We start from the raw sequence: 16241 nt of genomic DNA, 5'->3' as shown, positions 1-16241 counted from the left end.
CTTTCTATGGGGCCTAATTTTCACAACATTATGAGGGATCTTTCTGACGACCACTTCGAGCAAGACCAAATTTGGTTTTATTTACTGGTTAGATGGTAGCCTTTTGCCTGCAGATTCTATTCTTAAAGAAGTAGTTAGCAATCTGCGGCAAATTCAAGATTTTATTTTTAATCCTTTTACATGTGCTTAATAATTGCTTTGCCAAACTCAGAAGAGCTTAAGCAAGTAGCCCCGTCCATTAAACGCTCAAAATCATAAGTCACAGTTTTCGCTTTGATAGCTTCTTCCATTCCTTTGACAATAAGGTCTGCTGCTTCTGACCATGCCATATAGCGTAGCATCATTTCAGCGGATAAGATGATTGAGCCAGGATTTACTTTATTCTGTCCAGCATATTTTGGCGCAGTTCCATGTGTCGCCTCAAAAACTGCTACTTTATCACCAATATTAGCACCTGGTGCAATACCAATCCCACCAACTTGAGCAGCTAAGGCGTCAGAAATGTAGTCGCCATTCAAATTTAGTGTCGCAATAACACTATAATCTTCCGGTCTAAGCAAAATTTGCTGCAAAAATGCATCTGCAATCATATCTTTAATAATAATCGGCTTCCCAGTATTCGGATTTTTTATTTGCATCCAAGGCCCACCTTCAAAGTCCTTTGCATCAAACTCATCCCGAGCGACTTGATAACCCCACTCTTTAAACGCACCTTCAGTAAATTTCATGATGTTCCCTTTATGTACAAAGGTTACTGATTCACGATCGTTATCAATGGCATACTGAATCGCAGTTCTTACTAAACGAGAGGTTCCTTCCTTAGAAACAGGTTTGATTCCTATACCGCAATTCTCAGGAAAGCGAATCTTTGTAACGCCCATTTCATTTTGTAAAAAATCAATTACTTTTTTTGCTTCCTGGGTGTTAGCCTGCCATTCTATACCCGCATAAATGTCTTCCGAATTTTCACGGAAAATTACCATATTTGTTTTCCAAGGTTCTTTCAGCGGGCTTGGGGTGCCTTCAAAATAGCGAATTGGGCGCAAACAACAATAAAGATCCAGCTGTTGGCGAATCGCCACATTAAGGGAGCGGATGCCCCCGCCAACTGGGGTCGTTAATGGGCCTTTGATGGCAACGACATATTTTCTCAAAGCGTCGAGGGTTTCTTTGGGTAACCATTGGTCGGCACCATAAATCTTGGTTGCTTTTTCTCCAGCATAGATTTCCATCCAGAAAATTTTCTTTTTTTCACCATATGCTTTCTTGACGGCTGCATCAACTACTTCGCGCATAGGAGGGGTCACATCCACACCGATACCATCCCCTTCAATAAAAGGGATAATCGGAAAATCTGGTACCTGTAATAATTGATCGGCAGCAATGGTAATGGTCTGGCCATCAGTAGGTACATGAATTTTTTCGAATGTCATCGACAACTCCGTCTAAATTAAAGCGGGTATAATAGCATGCTAAAACCCTTTGTCCCAAATGCGTTAGCATGCATAATAAATTTTTTTTATTTCTTGTTAATTTTTCTAATTTCAATGCATAAATATAAAAGGTTTAAGGTATTATGAGTTCTATTTTATTGTTTAATAAACCCTTTGGGGTTGTAAGCCAATTCACCGGTGACGCTAACGAGGAAACCTTAGCCAATTATATTCAGTTACCCAATTTCTACGCAGCAGGTCGTTTAGACAAGAATAGCGAAGGCTTGTTACTCCTAACCGATGATGGAAAATTACAGCATCGCTTAACTCATCCTAACTTTAATAAACAAAAATATTATTGGGTTCAAGTGGAAGGAATTCCTCGTGATCTAGACTTGTTACCACTTCGTCAAGGTTTAGTTATTCAGCAAACGAAATTCTTGCCTGCGGTTGTTAAGCTAATTGAAGAACCGTTGCTATGGCCTAGAGTACCGCCAGTACGTTTCCGCAAAACTGTACCCACTTGCTGGCTGGAAATCATTTTACAAGAAGGGAAAAATCACCAAATCCGCAGAATGACGGCCGCTATTGGCTTTCCGACACTGCGCCTAGTACGACATCGTATTGCCAATTGGTCTTTAGAAGACCTACAGCCTGGTGAATCTCGAATGGTGATGCATTCCGCAAAAACAAAAAAGAGAGGGCGCTAAAATAATTCTCTGAACCAACCCTATACCAAGTCGCTTTCACAGATGCTGGTAAAGCTTCCTCACAAGTTCCCTACTCCAATCTTTCAGCAAAGTTTTCCTCCCCAGGGGCTTTTGTAAACACGCATGAAGCCATCCTTGTAAACCCTGGGGAAGAAAACTTTGCTTAGCACGGAATAAGAACCGGGTAAAAAGAAATCTGAAGTGCCCGAATTATCCCCCTAATCGAGGCACTTTGCTCCCTAAAGTATCGTCTGCAATTAATCGTACCCAAGGCCATAGTAAGATGGAGATCAGAGTGCTGCCTAAAGACATGAGGAAGCCATAATAATAACCAAGTGAGGCATCAATCATTAATATTATCGTTTGATAGAGTAAACAGAAAAAACCCACCAATGCCATTTGCTGCCCCATCGTAAATAAACGAAACCGTCGAGCTTTGGAGCTTGCTAACCAAGTCACTAAGGACAATGCACAGGCATGCTCTCCTAGAACTGTTGAGAGTAAAACATCAAGAGCTAAACCAATAATCAGTAAAATAGCAACATTGAAATGCTCAGGTAAAAAAAACTGCCAATATAAAATAAGGATCAATACCCAAGGTGGCCTAAGCCCCAAAAAAAACTCTGGGAAAGGCAAAATAGTTAACGCAAGTACTAAAATAGTTGCGATAAACAAACGCAAACTTAAAGAGCTCATGCATTTGCTCCTATTGCATCCATACGCTCATTAATCTGAGCAGTTAGTTCAGCTTGTTCTTTGTCAGGCCAGATAAGAAGGACTAAGCGATTTCGATTAAGTAACGCAATAGGGCTCACGTCAACCTTGATAAATGCCTCTCCAGGAATACTCTTAACCTTTTCTACCCGCCCAACGGGATAACCTTCAGGATAAAGGCGACCGAGCCCTGAAGTCACCAATAAATCACCTTTTTCAATTGATGAAGTTCTAGGTAAATTGGCCAAAGACAACTGACTCATGTTATTGGTTCCCATCAAAATAGCTCGTTCTCCCGTGCGATTATTTCTTACCGGGACAGCGGATTTCGCATCTGAGATCAATAAAACAGTGCTCGTCATATAGCCTACGTCAATAACCTGCCCCATGACACCTTTCGCATCAAGGACAGGCTGCCCAGTATAAACACCATCTCGCTTCCCTTTATTCAACACAACTAATTGTCGCGAAATTGAGGTATCAACAGCTAAAATTTGCGCGGCCATTGCGCGCATACTTGCTTTAGATGAAGTAAGTAATAACTCTCTCAATTGTGAGTTTTCTTCTTTAATAACTAAGAGTTTTTGTAATTCTGCTTCAAGCATGGCTTGCTGATAGCGTAGTTGCATATTTTCGCTAATCAGTGCCCTTTTGGCACTAACTAAAGATTGAACCCAGCCTATTACTCGCACAGGATAATCCACAGCATATTGCAAAGGTGAAACCAGCAAGGCAAAGCCACTACGGACACTATCGAGATATCGATAGTGATAGTCTGAGAACATTAACGAGGCTGATATTATCAAAGCAAACACAAAACTAAGCGCCCTATGTTTGCCTTTAGCAAATAGCCTGTTTTTAGAATTACTCTGTTGAGAGGAAATCACCGCCACGTAGATCCATTGTTTCCAAGGCTTTACCACCACCACGAGCAACACAGGTGAGCGGATCTTCTGCAACTAGCACAGGCAAGCCTGTTTCTTCCATCAATAAGGTGTCCATATTTTTCAGGAGTGCTCCACCGCCTGTCAAAACCATTCCGCGTTCAGCAATATCCGCTGCCAGCTCAGGAGGTGCTAACTCAAGAGCAGCTCTTACTGCGCCGACTATTCCTGATAAAGGTTCTTGTAGGGCTTCCAGAATTTCTGCACTGGTTAGCGTGAAGCTACGCGGTACACCTTCAGCTAAGTTTCTACCTCTTACTTCTATTTCAAAAAGATCGCGACTTGGGAAGGCAGAACCAATTTCATGTTTAATGCGCTCAGCCGTCGTTTCACCAATTAAAGTACCGTAATTACGGCGTACGTAGGAGACGATTGCGTCATCGAACTTATCACCGCCAATTCGGACGGATTGGTGATAAACAATACCGCTAAGAGAAATAATGGCTACTTCTGTTGTACCACCGCCAATATCGACAACCATTGAACCACTTGCTTCTTCAACTGGCATACCAGAACCTAATGCCGCAGCCATAGGTTCTTCGATAAGGAATACTTCGCGCGCTCCAGCACCCATTGCTGATTCACGAATTGCACGTCTCTCGACTTGTGTCGAGCCGCAAGGCACGCAAACCAAAACACGTGGGCTTGGTCTGAGGAAGCGATTTTCGTGAACTTTATGAATAAAATGCTGCAACATTTTTTCAGTCACGAAGAAATCGGCTATTACGCCGTCTTTCATTGGTCGAATAGCATTAATATTTCCAGGGGTTCTTCCAAGCATGCGCTTGGCTTCTAGACCAACAGCTGCTACTCGTTTCTGACCTGACTCATTGCGTAAAGCAACGACTGAGGGTTCATTTAAAACTATCCCTTTATCCCTTACATAAATCAACGTATTAGCAGTTCCCAAATCAATTGATAAATCGTTGGAAAAAACGCCCCGCAATTTCCTGAACATGAGCCACATTACCTCGTTCTTTTTTTGGCGAACACTTTAACCTATATTGAAATAAAAATCGACAGATAATAAGAAAGATTTATTCATACCTATAAATCAAAAAATAGGCGGCATTGCCGCCTTAAAATTTGCTGTAGCAAAAATTAGTTAATTGTGAACACTTTTTGCAATTGAATGAGATGATTTTTAACAAATCGCTCACCAAATCCAGGGACTTTCGCTAAGTCTTGTATTGAATTGAAACGACCATGTTCAGTCCGGTATTTTACAATTGCCTCGGCACGCTTTTGACCTATCCCCTTGATTACTCTAAATAAAGCCTTACTATCCGCTTTATTTAAATCAATTTGACTTCTTGTTTTTTGCAGGGTTGCTGTTGAGGATTTATTCAATGGTTCGCTTGCAGCGTAAACAGAAAGACAGACTATAAATGATGATAGAACAATAGCAAATAAATTTGCTTTCATTTGAAGCTCCTTATTGATTGGACTAGTGTGGTTTTCTAACCACGTTTGTTACCTCTTCTCGGAGAAGAGGCAGCAAAGTATCTCAGTATTTTTTCTAACTGTCGAGCCTTGTTTGCTCGTAATGACGATTTAGAACATAGGCCACACAACTCGTTAATTTTTCTACCATTTTTAAGTGCAAAAATTCATTAGGTCCATGAGCATTCGAATGTGGTCCAAGAACTCCAGTTATCATAAATTGGGCCTGTGGAAATTTTTCACCTAACATCGCCATAAAAGGAATTGTCCCCCCCTCCCCCATATAGATTGCAGGCTTCTGGTAAAACGTCATGGAGGCCTCTTCGACTGCTTTTTCTAACCAGGGCATTAAGGGCGGAGCATTCCAACCTGCAGCCGCATTATCGATGCGAAACCTAACCTTTGCTTGGTAAGGTGGATTTTCAATCAACGCTTTTTGTAGTGCTTTGGCTGCCTTTTCTGGTGCAACCATTGGCGGCAAACGCATAGATAATTTCAATGCCGTTTTAGGTCTTAATACATTGCCTGCATCTGCTAGGGCGGGAAATCCTTCAGCACCAGTAATTGCCAAGGCCGGACGCCAAGTTCGGTTTAAAATGAGCTGTTTTTTATCTTTGGTGATGGGCTCAACACCAGAGTGAAAAGGGAGTCCCCTATAAACTTCCTCTCCTAAAACCTCAGCACAAGCTTCAGCCTGATGAATACGCTCCGTTGGAATATCACAATGCAGTTCATGCAATTTTATCTCACCACTGTGCTCGTCTTCAATGCGGCTGAGCACTTGCTTAGCCACGCGAAAACTATCAGCTACAATACCACTGCCATAACCTGAATGAATTCCTTCTGAGAGTAATTCAACTGACAACTCACCGACAACATTACCGCGTAATGAGGTAGTCATCCAAAGTTGTTCATAATTTCCAGCACCGGAATCTAAACAAATGATCAAGGAGGGTTCGCCTATCTTGTCTTTTAAGGCGTCAATATAATAAGGTAGATCATAACTACCACTCTCTTCACAAGCCTCAATAATTAAAACACAACGAGCATGGGATAACTGCTGCGCTTGTAAAGCACGTATCGCCGTAATTGAGGCATAGGCAGCGTAGCCATCATCAGCCCCACCACGCCCATAAAGACGACCTTCTTTAATGACTGGTTTCCAGGGGCCAAGATCTGCATGCCATCCTGTCATTTCCGGCTGTTTATCAAGGTGCCCATAGAGCAATACGGTCTCCTCAGTCTCTCCCGGGACTTCCATAAATAATAAAGGGGTACGACCTGCTAATCGTATCACTTCCAATTTCATATTGGCTGGGGCGTGTTGCTTACACCAATCAGCCACATGATCTACTGCCTGATCCATGTAACCATGTTTTTGCCAATCTTTATCAAAATGAGGCGATTTATTAGGAATTTTTATATAGTCACATAAACTGGGTAGAATGGTTTCTTTCCATTCACGGCTGATATAGTCATACAGTTTTTGGGGATTCAACATGCATCTGCTCCTTGATAAGGGTTACGATTTTCAACGTTGCGGATTCAATGTTTAACTCTTTAATTTTTTTGATAATTTCGTCTTTTCGCTGATTGACTTCATTGATAGCTTGCAAAAATTGCTCGACCGTCAGAGTATCATCATCTAACACTTGGCTTAGTCCTAGTTTTTGAAAATAACGAGCATTTTGAATTTGATCACCGCGGCTCACTTGAAGCGACAAAGGAATCAGGATATGCGGCTTTTGCAAGGCAAGGATTTCATAGACTGAATTAGCTCCTGCACGCGAAACCACAACGTCAGCAGCAGCAAATAAATCAGCAAGCTCTGTATTAGCATACTCTAACTGGCAATAATCCTTTTTATTCAATAAGTTAGCATCCAACTTTCCTTTGCCGCATAAATGAATAATTTGATAATCCCCGCTCAGTAAAGGCAAAGCCTCTCTAACTACTTTATTCAGTCTCATAGAACCTTGACTGCCACCGACAACCAGTAAACAAGGCTTCTCTGCTTTAAAACCGCATAAAGCTAAGCCTGCTTCTTTGGAACCATTAAACAATTCTTGGCGAATGGGTGTTCCCGTGATTTCTACTTTCTCTTGGTGTTTTTTAAAATGTTGTTTCGCTGCGGCAAAGGTCACACAAATTTTATCAACGAAAGGAAAACTCAGGCGATTTGCTAACCCAGGGCTTATATCAGATTCATGGGCAAGCACCGGAATACGATTTAACCAAGCTGCAAAAACAATCGGGAAAGCAACAAAGCCACCTTTAGAAAAAACCACATCTGTTTTGAGTTTTCGCAATAAACAGTAGGCTTGGCCAATACCAAGAAAAATTTTAAAAGGGTCAAGAAAGTTTTGCCAACTAAAGTAACGTCTTAATTTTCCACTGTTTACTGTATGGTAAGGGATATTTAAATGGTTTATGACTCCCTTCTCTACACCATTCTCCGAGCCAATATAGTCAACTTGCCAGCCTTCCTGCTGCAATGCCTCTATCAAGGGTAAGTTGGGAATTACATGGCCAGCAGTCCCTCCGCCGGTAAAAACAATTCGTGGATTCATTGGATGTCCCTAATTAATAAACTTAAATCAATCGCTTGGATGGATTTAGTCATTGCTCCTGTTGAAATATAGTCTACTCCAGTTTGCGCAATAGCCCCGATTGTTGACAAATTGATGCCTCCTGAGGCTTCTAATTCACAATGATAAGTCTGATTTATTTTTACTGCTTCCGCGATCATTTCCTGAGGAAAGTTATCCAGTAAAATACGATCAGGTTTTGCTTTTAAGGCTTCCAGCAATTCATCAAAATTTTCCACCTCTACTTCAACAAATAAATCCTTTTTCAGTAAACGGGCTTGTTTGATCGCTTTACTAATGGAGCCACAGGCTTTAATGTGATTTTCCTTAATTAAAATCGCATCATACAACCCCATGCGATGATTGACCCCTCCAGCACAAGCAACGGCATATTTTTGCGCAAGGCGTAATCCCGGTAGCGTTTTTCGTGTATCCAACAATCGCGTACCTGTTCCTTTAATCGCTTGCAGATAGCGATAAGTTTGGGTTGCTGTGGCAGCTAAGGTTTGGAAAAAATTTAAAGCCGTACGTTCTGCAGTTAAGATAGCCGCTGCTGGACCTTTAATTTGACACAAGGTTGCAGGCTCAGCTAGCCATTCGCCTTCCTTTACCAACCAATTTAATTTGATTGCTGCATCTACTTCTGCAAAAACAGCCTCAACCCAAGAACACCCGCAAACTAACATTGGTTCACGTGAAATAATTTCAGCTTCCGCAATCACTGTGCTGGGTATAAGCGCTGCACTGACATCGCCGGAACCAAGGTCTTCATGCAAAGCGCGCTTAACATCAGCTAAAATATCCGCTTGCTGTGGTTTCATTCTTTATCACCTCGATTGCTTTTGCTTAGCTTTAAACCTTTCTGTACATAGCGTGCCTTTAAAAGTGGAGGCGCTATAAAAGTGGTTACAATCACCATACAGACAATGGCTGAAAAAAGTTGATCTGACATCACGCCAAGAGTCCTACCGATCGATGCAAACACTAACCCTACTTCTCCTCGAGGTAACATGCCAATTCCTATCAACCAGCGATCATCTTTTGCAGCCCCTCCCAAACCACTTATAAGCTTTCCGAGTATTGCGGCAACAATTAATCCACTCGCCATTAATAATACTTGCCAATCAAAAAAGGATTCTAATTTAACCTGGATACCAATCAGCATAAAAAATAGAGGCGCTAAAATGGACTCGAGAGGTGCGATAAGATTTTTAATACTCTCCGATCTGGCTTTGTAGTTCTCAGATTCGAAAAATCCTTCGTGCAAAATAAGTCCTGCGGCGAAGGCTCCTATAATTGTCGCTAGTTGGACAAGCGTTGCTAACCAGGCAAGCATCATTACAAAAATAAAAGCAATAAATAACTTCAGCTCCCAGAGCTCTAAGAATTGAAAAAACTTTATCGCCTTGCGGATGATCCATGGTCCAATAAGCACAGCACTTGCAAAAAAAACAATCGCTGAAATAATAATTTTCGTTACCATCCAGAAATCAACCACCCCACTCAGTACAACCGAGCTCACCACAGCAAGGAGGATTAAGCCTAGAATGTCATCAATCATCGCCGCACCAAGAATAGTTTTTGCCTCCCTAGTACGTAATTTTTTCATTTCGGAGAGTACACGAGCAGTAATGCCAATACTTGTGGCTGATAAAGTGGCTGCTACGAAAAGATGAGATTTATAATTGGAGCCAGGTGACAGTAAGCAAGAGACAGCATAGCCGAGAATAATCGGAGCAATGACACCAATAACCGCCACTTGGACTGATTCTCGCCCCGTATGCCTTAACTCCTCTATGGACGTTTCAAGCCCCACTTTAAATAGCAGAAAAATAACGCCATAGCGGGAAAAAATATCTAAAACATAAGCAATCTTCATCAAATCAATCCCATTTTCTTGGCTAAGAGCCTGGGTGACTTGGTTAGCATAATAGGGATTATGAATGCTATCGCTTACTGCTTGCGCGAGGGGAAAGCCAGTCAACATCTCGCGCATAATATTAAAAACCGCTGAGCCCTCACGTAAAACAATCATCAGATTGGAGCCGAAGAAGTAACAGAGGTTACCTAGTAAGACGCCCATGAGTAACTCACCTAATACTGCAGGTTGCTTACAGTGCGCGGCAAGATAGCGTCCAATCAGTGCACACAAAAAAATAAGCGTTACCCATAGAATGACAGGGGCAATTGGATCATGATGTTGCGTTGCTGGGCTTTCTGTAAAAACAGCAGGGATATACCCTGCTAAGGATGCCCAAGTCTTTGCACCTAACAACATAACTATTGCTCAGCAAGAAATAAACAAGTTTCTAATACTGAATCAGGATTTAAGGATACGCTATCAATTCCTTCTTTCATCAACCATTGCGCAAAATCTTGATGATCTGATGGTCCCTGTCCGCATATCCCTACATATTTTCCTGCTTTCTTGCACGTCGAGATGGCTAGATGCAACAAAGCCTTGACTGCAGCATCTCGTTCATCAAACTGCGCGGCTACTAGACCGGAGTCTCTATCTAAACCCAGGGTAAGTTGCGTGAGATCATTGGAGCCGATAGAAAATCCATCGAAATACTCTAAAAATTCGCTAGCCAAAAGAGCATTCGAAGGAAGTTCGCACATCATAATAATTCTTAATTCTTCTTTACCACGCTCAAGTCCATGCTTTTTCAGTACTTGAATGACTTCTTTGGCCTCTGAAACAGTTCTAACAAATGGAATCATCACTTCAACGTTTTTAAGTCCCATATCTTCGCGCACCCGGCGAACAGCTTTGCATTCTAAAGCGAAGCAATCTGCAAAATTGTCTGAGACATAACGTGAGGCACCACGGAAACCCAACATAGGATTTTCTTCGTGAGGTTCATAAAGACTACCACCTGCAAGGTTGGCATATTCATTGGATTTAAAATCGGAAAGTCTGACAATCACTGGTTTTGGATAAAATGCTGCAGCAATAGTAGCGATCCCTTCTTTTAAACGCTCAATATAATATTCTACTGGTGAAGCATAGGCCGCAGTTTTATCAGCGATAAATTTTTTCAACTCTTTATCTTGTAAACTATCGTATTCTAGTAAGGCTTTGGGATGAATACCGATAGTATTAGAAATTAAAAACTCCAGGCGAGCCAAGCCAACACCAGAGTTGGGTACTGATTGGAAAGCGAAAGCACGCTCAGGGTTTCCTACGTTGAGCATCACTTTCATTGGTAATTCAGGCATGGTATTTACATCCAGACTTACTCGCTCAAAAGGCAACAAACCTTCGTAGACATAGCCGATATCGCCTTCTGCACAACTGACAGTCACTTCATCACCATCGCGGATCAGGCGGGTTGCATCGCCACAACCAACCACAGCGGGAATTCCTAGCTCTCTTGCAATAATGGCTGCATGACAAGTTCTGCCACCACGATTAGTGACAATAGCTGCAGCTCGTTTCATTACTGGTTCCCAATCGGGATCAGTCATATCTGAGATCAATACATCACCAGGTTCTACACGATGCATCTCACTGATGTCATTTATAATTCTTGCTCGCCCTTGGCCAATGCGCTGTCCAATACTGCGACCTTCACTTAAGATTTTCGCTTTTTGCTTTAAGGTATAACGCTCTAAAACTTGCTTATTTGCCCGACTTTTTACTGTTTCTGGTCGAGCTTGCAGAATATATAGTTTGCCGCTTTCTCCATCTTTTGCCCATTCAATATCCATGGCTTGGCCATAATGTGCTTCGATGAGCAGCGCTTGTTTGGCCAAAAGTTCAACTTCTGCATTAGTTAAAGAAAACTTTAAACGTTCACTTGGAGGCACATCAACTGTTTTTACACGACGATTTTGTGTTTTATCATCGCAATAAACCATTTTTAGCGCTTTTGAACCCAAATTGCGGCGAATCACAGCAGGTTTTCCAGCTTGTAAGCCCGGTTTATGGACATAAAATTCATCTGGGTTTACTGCCCCTTGTACGACCATTTCACCCAGACCATAGGAAGAAGTAATAAATACAACCTGGTCGAAACCTGATTCAGTATCCATAGTAAACATAACACCGCTTTCAGCTAGGTCACTGCGAACCATTTGCTGAATACCAGCTGATAAAGCCACATCATTATGGGCAAAACCATGATGAGAACGATAAGTAATGGCTCGATCATTAAACAGTGAAGCAAACACTTGTTTAATTGTAACTAACACATCCTCTATGCCATCCACATTTAAATAAGTTTCTTGCTGGCCAGCAAAAGAGGCTTCGGGTAGGTCTTCTGCAGTGGCTGATGAGCGAACTGCAACGCTAAACTCTTTATGGCCAATTGTTTTTGTTAGTTCCTCATAGGATTTACGCACCGCCTTTTCAAAATCAGCAGAAAATGGTGCTTTGATAACCATCTCACGAATTGTTTTCCCAACCGAAGTTAAAGCGGGCAAATCATCAGGATCTAAAGCTTGCAATAACTCATAAATTTTCTTATCCAAGCCATCATTCGCTAAAAACTCACGAAAAGAATCAGCGGTTGTAGCAAATCCAGTTGGTACCGATACACCTGCAGAAGATAAATGGCTAATCATTTCTCCTAAGGAGGCATTTTTACCTCCAACCTGCTCTAGATCCTTCATTCCTAAATGCCGTAAATCTATTGTATGTACGCTGACAGCCATAAGTTACCCTCTAATCCTTAAAAAATGACCCTCATTCTACTGAAATTACAGTGGGATGTGAATGACAACCTCACTTAGTAATAAGATTCTCATTGTTCTAACCCTGATACCTAAGTATGACGGCTTGTCCGCGGTATCCAGGCGATCTTTTTCCATCTTCAGATCTGTGGTTCCCACGAACAAGTCACGGGACCTAGCATGTAGTGCGCGCGAGATTTTAAAAAACCTTCCTCATTCACTTGAAAAATCAATTGATTATCGCTAGATTGATGGCCACATCTTCCACTTATACCCCTACTTATGTTTCAGCATAGCAAGATCTCAGTAATCGCTCCAATGTATAATGAGGAAATGGTTATAGAAACCTATCTTCAAGAAACAATTGAGGTGTTGGAAGCGCATTATAAGAATTATGAGTTAATTCTTATCGATGATGGCTCAACAGATCATACCCTGATGCGTTGTACCCCTTATATTAAGACGAATAAAAATATTCGCCTAATTTCATTTTCTCGTAATTACGGTCATGAAATTGCATCCACAGCAGGCTTTGATCATGCGACAGGGGATTTCGTTATCTTGATGGATACGGATTTACAGCATCCTCCACAACTTATTCCTGACTTGGTTAAAAAAGCGAAAGAAGGCTATGACGTAGTTTGCGCTTCTCGCACCAATCGTGATCATGAAACGCGATTTAAACGAGTTTCAGCAAGAGTTTTTTACCGCTTTACGCGAAAAATGACTGGTTTTGATATGCAAGGCGATACGGGAAACTTTCGCCTTCTTAACCGTAAGGTGGTTGAATCTCTAAAAAAAATGAAAGAAAGTAACCGCCATCTTGTTATGATGTTCGCTTACGTGGGCTTTAAGACCGCAATCCTACCCTATCACTGCCCTCCTAGAGCCGGAGGAAAATCGAAGTATAATTTAAAGCAACTCGTTCATTTATCCTTAGACTCAATTATCTCCTTTTCAGCTCGCCCACTGCGGACAATGTCCTTCCTATCTATTTTCATCAGTGCAATTATGATGCTCTATGCTGGATTCATTTTAATTGAAAAATTATTTACTCATCAGCAGCTAGCAGATGGTATCGCGTCAATTATTTTTTTAACTTCCGGGTTGTTTTCAGTTTTGTTTTTATTTTTGGCAATCATTTCTGAATATATTAGTCGAATTCTAGTAGAAACCAAAAATCGACCTTTATATTACATTAAACAAGAAATAACCCATGAGACTTTCGAAAATCTTTCTTAAATCCACTAAAGTCCGACTTTTATAGGCAGTTTATGATTAGAAAGCTGATAATTTGTGCAGATGATTATGCGCAGAATGAAGCCATTAGTGAAGGCATCCTACTATTAGCGCAAAAAAAACGAATCAACGCTATCAGTTGCTTAGTCAATTTACCGGATTGGGCAAACACTCACCGTGAATTAAAGCAGGTGAATAACGATACTTATCTTGGCCTGCATTTAAATTTGAGTTTGGGTCAAGCGCTTAGCACAAAATGGCAAAAAAAATACTCTCTTCATTTTAATAAACTTTCATCAACCATTCGGCAAAGTTATCTAGGTTTTCTCGATAAAGAATGCCTTGAGGCTGAAATTTCTGCCCAGCTGGATGCTTTTAGCAATTCAACCGGCATGCTTCCGGATTTTATCGATGGTCATCAACATATTCATCAATTACCAATTGTTCGCGACGCGTTAATCACTATTTATAAGCAAAAAAAATTAACTGCTTTTTGTCGTAATACAAGTAGTCATTGGCGAGACTTTTTACTTTGTACTAATTTTCCTAAAGCTCAGGCGATTTCTCTCTTAGGTGGTTTTTCCTTCAAAAAGTTATTAAAAAAACAACTCATCTCAGGCAACTCAAGTTTTGCCGGGATTTATAATTTTGCCAAAGCAAAAAATTATCGTTATTACTTTAAACAATTTTTAGAGCAGAGTGATAGTGGCGGACTCATTATGTGCCATCCAGGTGTGCTCTCAAATGACCGACGAGATGCATTGCATCCTTACCGTCATTATGAGTTGAATTACTTCATGAGTAACGAGTTTTTAAGCGATTTAAATGATGCACAATGTCAATTACAACTTAAGGCTTCTTTAAGTTAAAAAAAGCTTGTCATTCCCGCGGGTGGGAATCTATCCAGCAATTGGCAATGAGCTAAAGAGAATAACCCGATTTAAGTATTAGAAGGGGTTTTATTATTCATGACAGATGTAAAAAACGAACTTAATTTTAGTAAAAACTTCTACTATCAAGTGGCTTTTATCTTACTATTTATTCTTATTATTCGACTTTTTGCGATGTATTTTGTGCCCTTAATGGATACTACGGAGGCACGATACAGTGAAATCGCTCGAGAGATGTTAAGTTCACATAATTGGATTACGCTTACCCACAATAATGGCGTTCCTTTTATGGCAAAACCTCCATTATCAACCTGGCTTTCTGTTTTTTGCATGCAGTTATTCGGACTCAACGAATTAGTCTTACGATTACCGAGTTTACTGTTATCAATTGCTATTCTATGGTTGGTCTGGGCTCAAGCACGAAAACAAAGTGGCTCTGTCGTAGCCCTGATCAGCATCGTGTTTCTAGCGGGTAATTTATATTTTTATTTAAACGCCGGGACCATAATGACTGATTCATCGCTGCTATTTTGCACCACGCTGGCGATGATTGCTTTTTGGCGAAGCATGATTGATCCTTCAAAACTCTGGTCCTACCTCTTTTTTATTGCCTTAGGACTGAATTTATTAGCCAAAGGACTGATTGGCATAGTTCTCACAGGACTGCCTATCTTCTTTTGGACTTTAATACGCGGTCAATGGCGAGCTCTTTGGCATAATCTGCCCTGGATAAAAGGCAGTTTGCTTAGCCTAGCTATTGCCTTACCCTGGTATATTTTAGCGGAGATTCGCACACCTGGTTTGATCAATTATTTCATTATTGGCGAACATTTTAGCCGGTTTTATGTCCCCTCATGGACCGGGAATAAATATGGCTATTCCCATGCAAAACCTTATGGCTTAATCTGGGGCTATGGTTTAGTCGGCCTTTTTCCTTGGTCACTTGTTGCAGGCTTTTGGCTACTTAATCATGGCAAAAAACTACCCTCTTTTTTACGCCAAAATGATAAAGGCTGGTTACTTTATCTTCTTCTATGGGCTTATATGCCTTTCCTTTTTTTCACGTTTTCAAGAAATATTATCTACACCTATGTTTTCCCTAGTTTACCTGCTTTTGCTTTATTATTTGCCGAATTATGGAAACGCTCCGGGATTAGAGAACAATGGGCCAAAAAAATTATTTATCTCAGCACTCTAACTGCAATTTCTTTCTTTGTGGCGACTACTATTTTTATGTTGAATCCAGCTAAGGTCGCGAAATCGCAGAAACTAATAGTGTCAGAATGGAAGAAACAACCCCTGTCTCCAAGTTCAAAACTTTTTTATTGGGCTACACGGCTTGAATACTCCGCTCAATTTTACTCAGAAGGCAGGGTGTTAACGACTCGAAATCTTTATTATTTGGCTTATTTATTTGCCGTCAATCCAGATAGCTACTTAGTTATTGGCGCCTCTGAATTACCACAACTTCCACGAAGTTTCCTAGCCAAATTTACCCAAATCGCACGAATCGAGTTATTAGAAGGAACGTCTCTCCTTTTTCACAACAAGGATAAAATAGAGCTAGCTAACTTGGATCAATGGAGATAAAAAGGAAAATTAA

General features: G+C 41.0%; 14 protein-coding genes. 4 read left to right on the top strand and 10 right to left on the bottom strand.

The window, feature by feature from the left end; all coding sequences use genetic code 11:
* Positions 1-176: 176 nt before the first annotated feature.
* On the bottom strand, positions 177-1433 hold the full coding sequence (gene icd, locus Lnau_RS04670; protein WP_058503981.1) for an NADP-dependent isocitrate dehydrogenase: 1257 nt from the start codon (positions 1431-1433) through the stop codon (positions 177-179).
* 143 nt (positions 1434-1576) lie between these two features.
* Between icd and Lnau_RS04665 the strand changes: the two genes are divergently transcribed.
* The gene (locus Lnau_RS04665) at positions 1577-2143 is read left to right on the top strand and encodes a pseudouridine synthase (protein ID WP_058503980.1); all 567 of its coding nucleotides are present in this window, start codon (positions 1577-1579) and stop codon (positions 2141-2143) included.
* A 210-nt stretch (positions 2144-2353) separates the two neighbouring features.
* On the opposite strand, the gene mreD is transcribed toward Lnau_RS04665, so the two are convergent.
* From mreD to ppsA, 9 genes are all read right to left on the bottom strand, one after another.
* Complete coding sequence (gene mreD, locus Lnau_RS04660; RefSeq protein ID WP_058503979.1) at positions 2354-2839, bottom strand: rod shape-determining protein MreD; 486 nt, start codon at positions 2837-2839, stop codon at positions 2354-2356.
* On the bottom strand, positions 2836-3744 hold the full coding sequence (gene mreC, locus Lnau_RS04655) for a rod shape-determining protein MreC (RefSeq protein WP_058503978.1): 909 nt from the start codon (positions 3742-3744) through the stop codon (positions 2836-2838). Before mreC ends, mreD begins: the two co-directional genes overlap by 4 nt.
* Entirely contained in the window at positions 3722-4759 is a 1038-nt protein-coding gene (locus Lnau_RS04650; RefSeq protein WP_025385468.1) for a rod shape-determining protein, read from the bottom strand. Before Lnau_RS04650 ends, mreC begins: the two co-directional genes overlap by 23 nt.
* A gap of 143 nt (positions 4760-4902) precedes the next feature.
* Positions 4903-5226, bottom strand: coding sequence for a ComEA family DNA-binding protein (locus Lnau_RS04645; protein WP_065240244.1), 324 nt, complete (start codon positions 5224-5226; stop codon positions 4903-4905).
* Positions 5227-5320: 94 nt separating this feature from the next.
* Complete coding sequence (locus Lnau_RS04640; RefSeq protein ID WP_058503977.1) at positions 5321-6745, bottom strand: M20 family metallopeptidase; 1425 nt, start codon at positions 6743-6745, stop codon at positions 5321-5323.
* Complete coding sequence (locus Lnau_RS04635) at positions 6720-7814, bottom strand: undecaprenyldiphospho-muramoylpentapeptide beta-N-acetylglucosaminyltransferase (RefSeq protein ID WP_058503976.1); 1095 nt, start codon at positions 7812-7814, stop codon at positions 6720-6722. Before Lnau_RS04635 ends, Lnau_RS04640 begins: the two co-directional genes overlap by 26 nt.
* The gene (gene nadC / locus Lnau_RS04630) at positions 7811-8653 is read right to left on the bottom strand and encodes a carboxylating nicotinate-nucleotide diphosphorylase (protein WP_058503975.1); all 843 of its coding nucleotides are present in this window, start codon (positions 8651-8653) and stop codon (positions 7811-7813) included. Before nadC ends, Lnau_RS04635 begins: the two co-directional genes overlap by 4 nt.
* Positions 8650-10107 (bottom strand): cation:proton antiporter, encoded by a 1458-nt coding sequence (locus Lnau_RS04625; protein WP_058504815.1) that lies wholly within the window; start codon positions 10105-10107, stop codon positions 8650-8652. The genes nadC and Lnau_RS04625 overlap by 4 nt, the downstream gene beginning before the upstream one ends.
* Before the next feature lie 5 nt (positions 10108-10112).
* A complete protein-coding gene (gene ppsA, locus Lnau_RS04620) occupies positions 10113-12491 on the bottom strand; it encodes a phosphoenolpyruvate synthase (protein ID WP_058503974.1) in 2379 nt (792 codons plus the stop codon).
* A 300-nt stretch (positions 12492-12791) separates the two neighbouring features.
* Between ppsA and Lnau_RS04615 the strand changes: the two genes are divergently transcribed.
* The 3 genes from Lnau_RS04615 to Lnau_RS04605 all read left to right on the top strand — a co-directional run bounded on the left by Lnau_RS04615 (position 12792) and on the right by Lnau_RS04605 (position 16228).
* A complete protein-coding gene (locus Lnau_RS04615) occupies positions 12792-13751 on the top strand; it encodes a glycosyltransferase family 2 protein (protein ID WP_065240243.1) in 960 nt (319 codons plus the stop codon).
* Positions 13752-13783: 32 nt separating this feature from the next.
* Positions 13784-14617 carry a ChbG/HpnK family deacetylase gene (locus tag Lnau_RS04610; protein WP_058503972.1) on the top strand — a complete coding sequence of 278 codons (834 nt, stop codon included), beginning with the start codon at positions 13784-13786 and terminating at the stop codon, positions 14615-14617.
* 99 nt (positions 14618-14716) lie between these two features.
* Positions 14717-16228, top strand: coding sequence for an ArnT family glycosyltransferase (locus Lnau_RS04605; RefSeq protein WP_058503971.1), 1512 nt, complete (start codon positions 14717-14719; stop codon positions 16226-16228).
* Positions 16229-16241 lie beyond the last annotated feature (13 nt).

It is taken from the genome of Legionella nautarum (assembly GCF_001467895.1).
GTDB classification, from domain to species: Bacteria; Pseudomonadota; Gammaproteobacteria; order Legionellales; family Legionellaceae; genus Tatlockia; species Tatlockia nautarum.
This window is presented reverse-complemented; position numbering and strand designations above follow the sequence as displayed.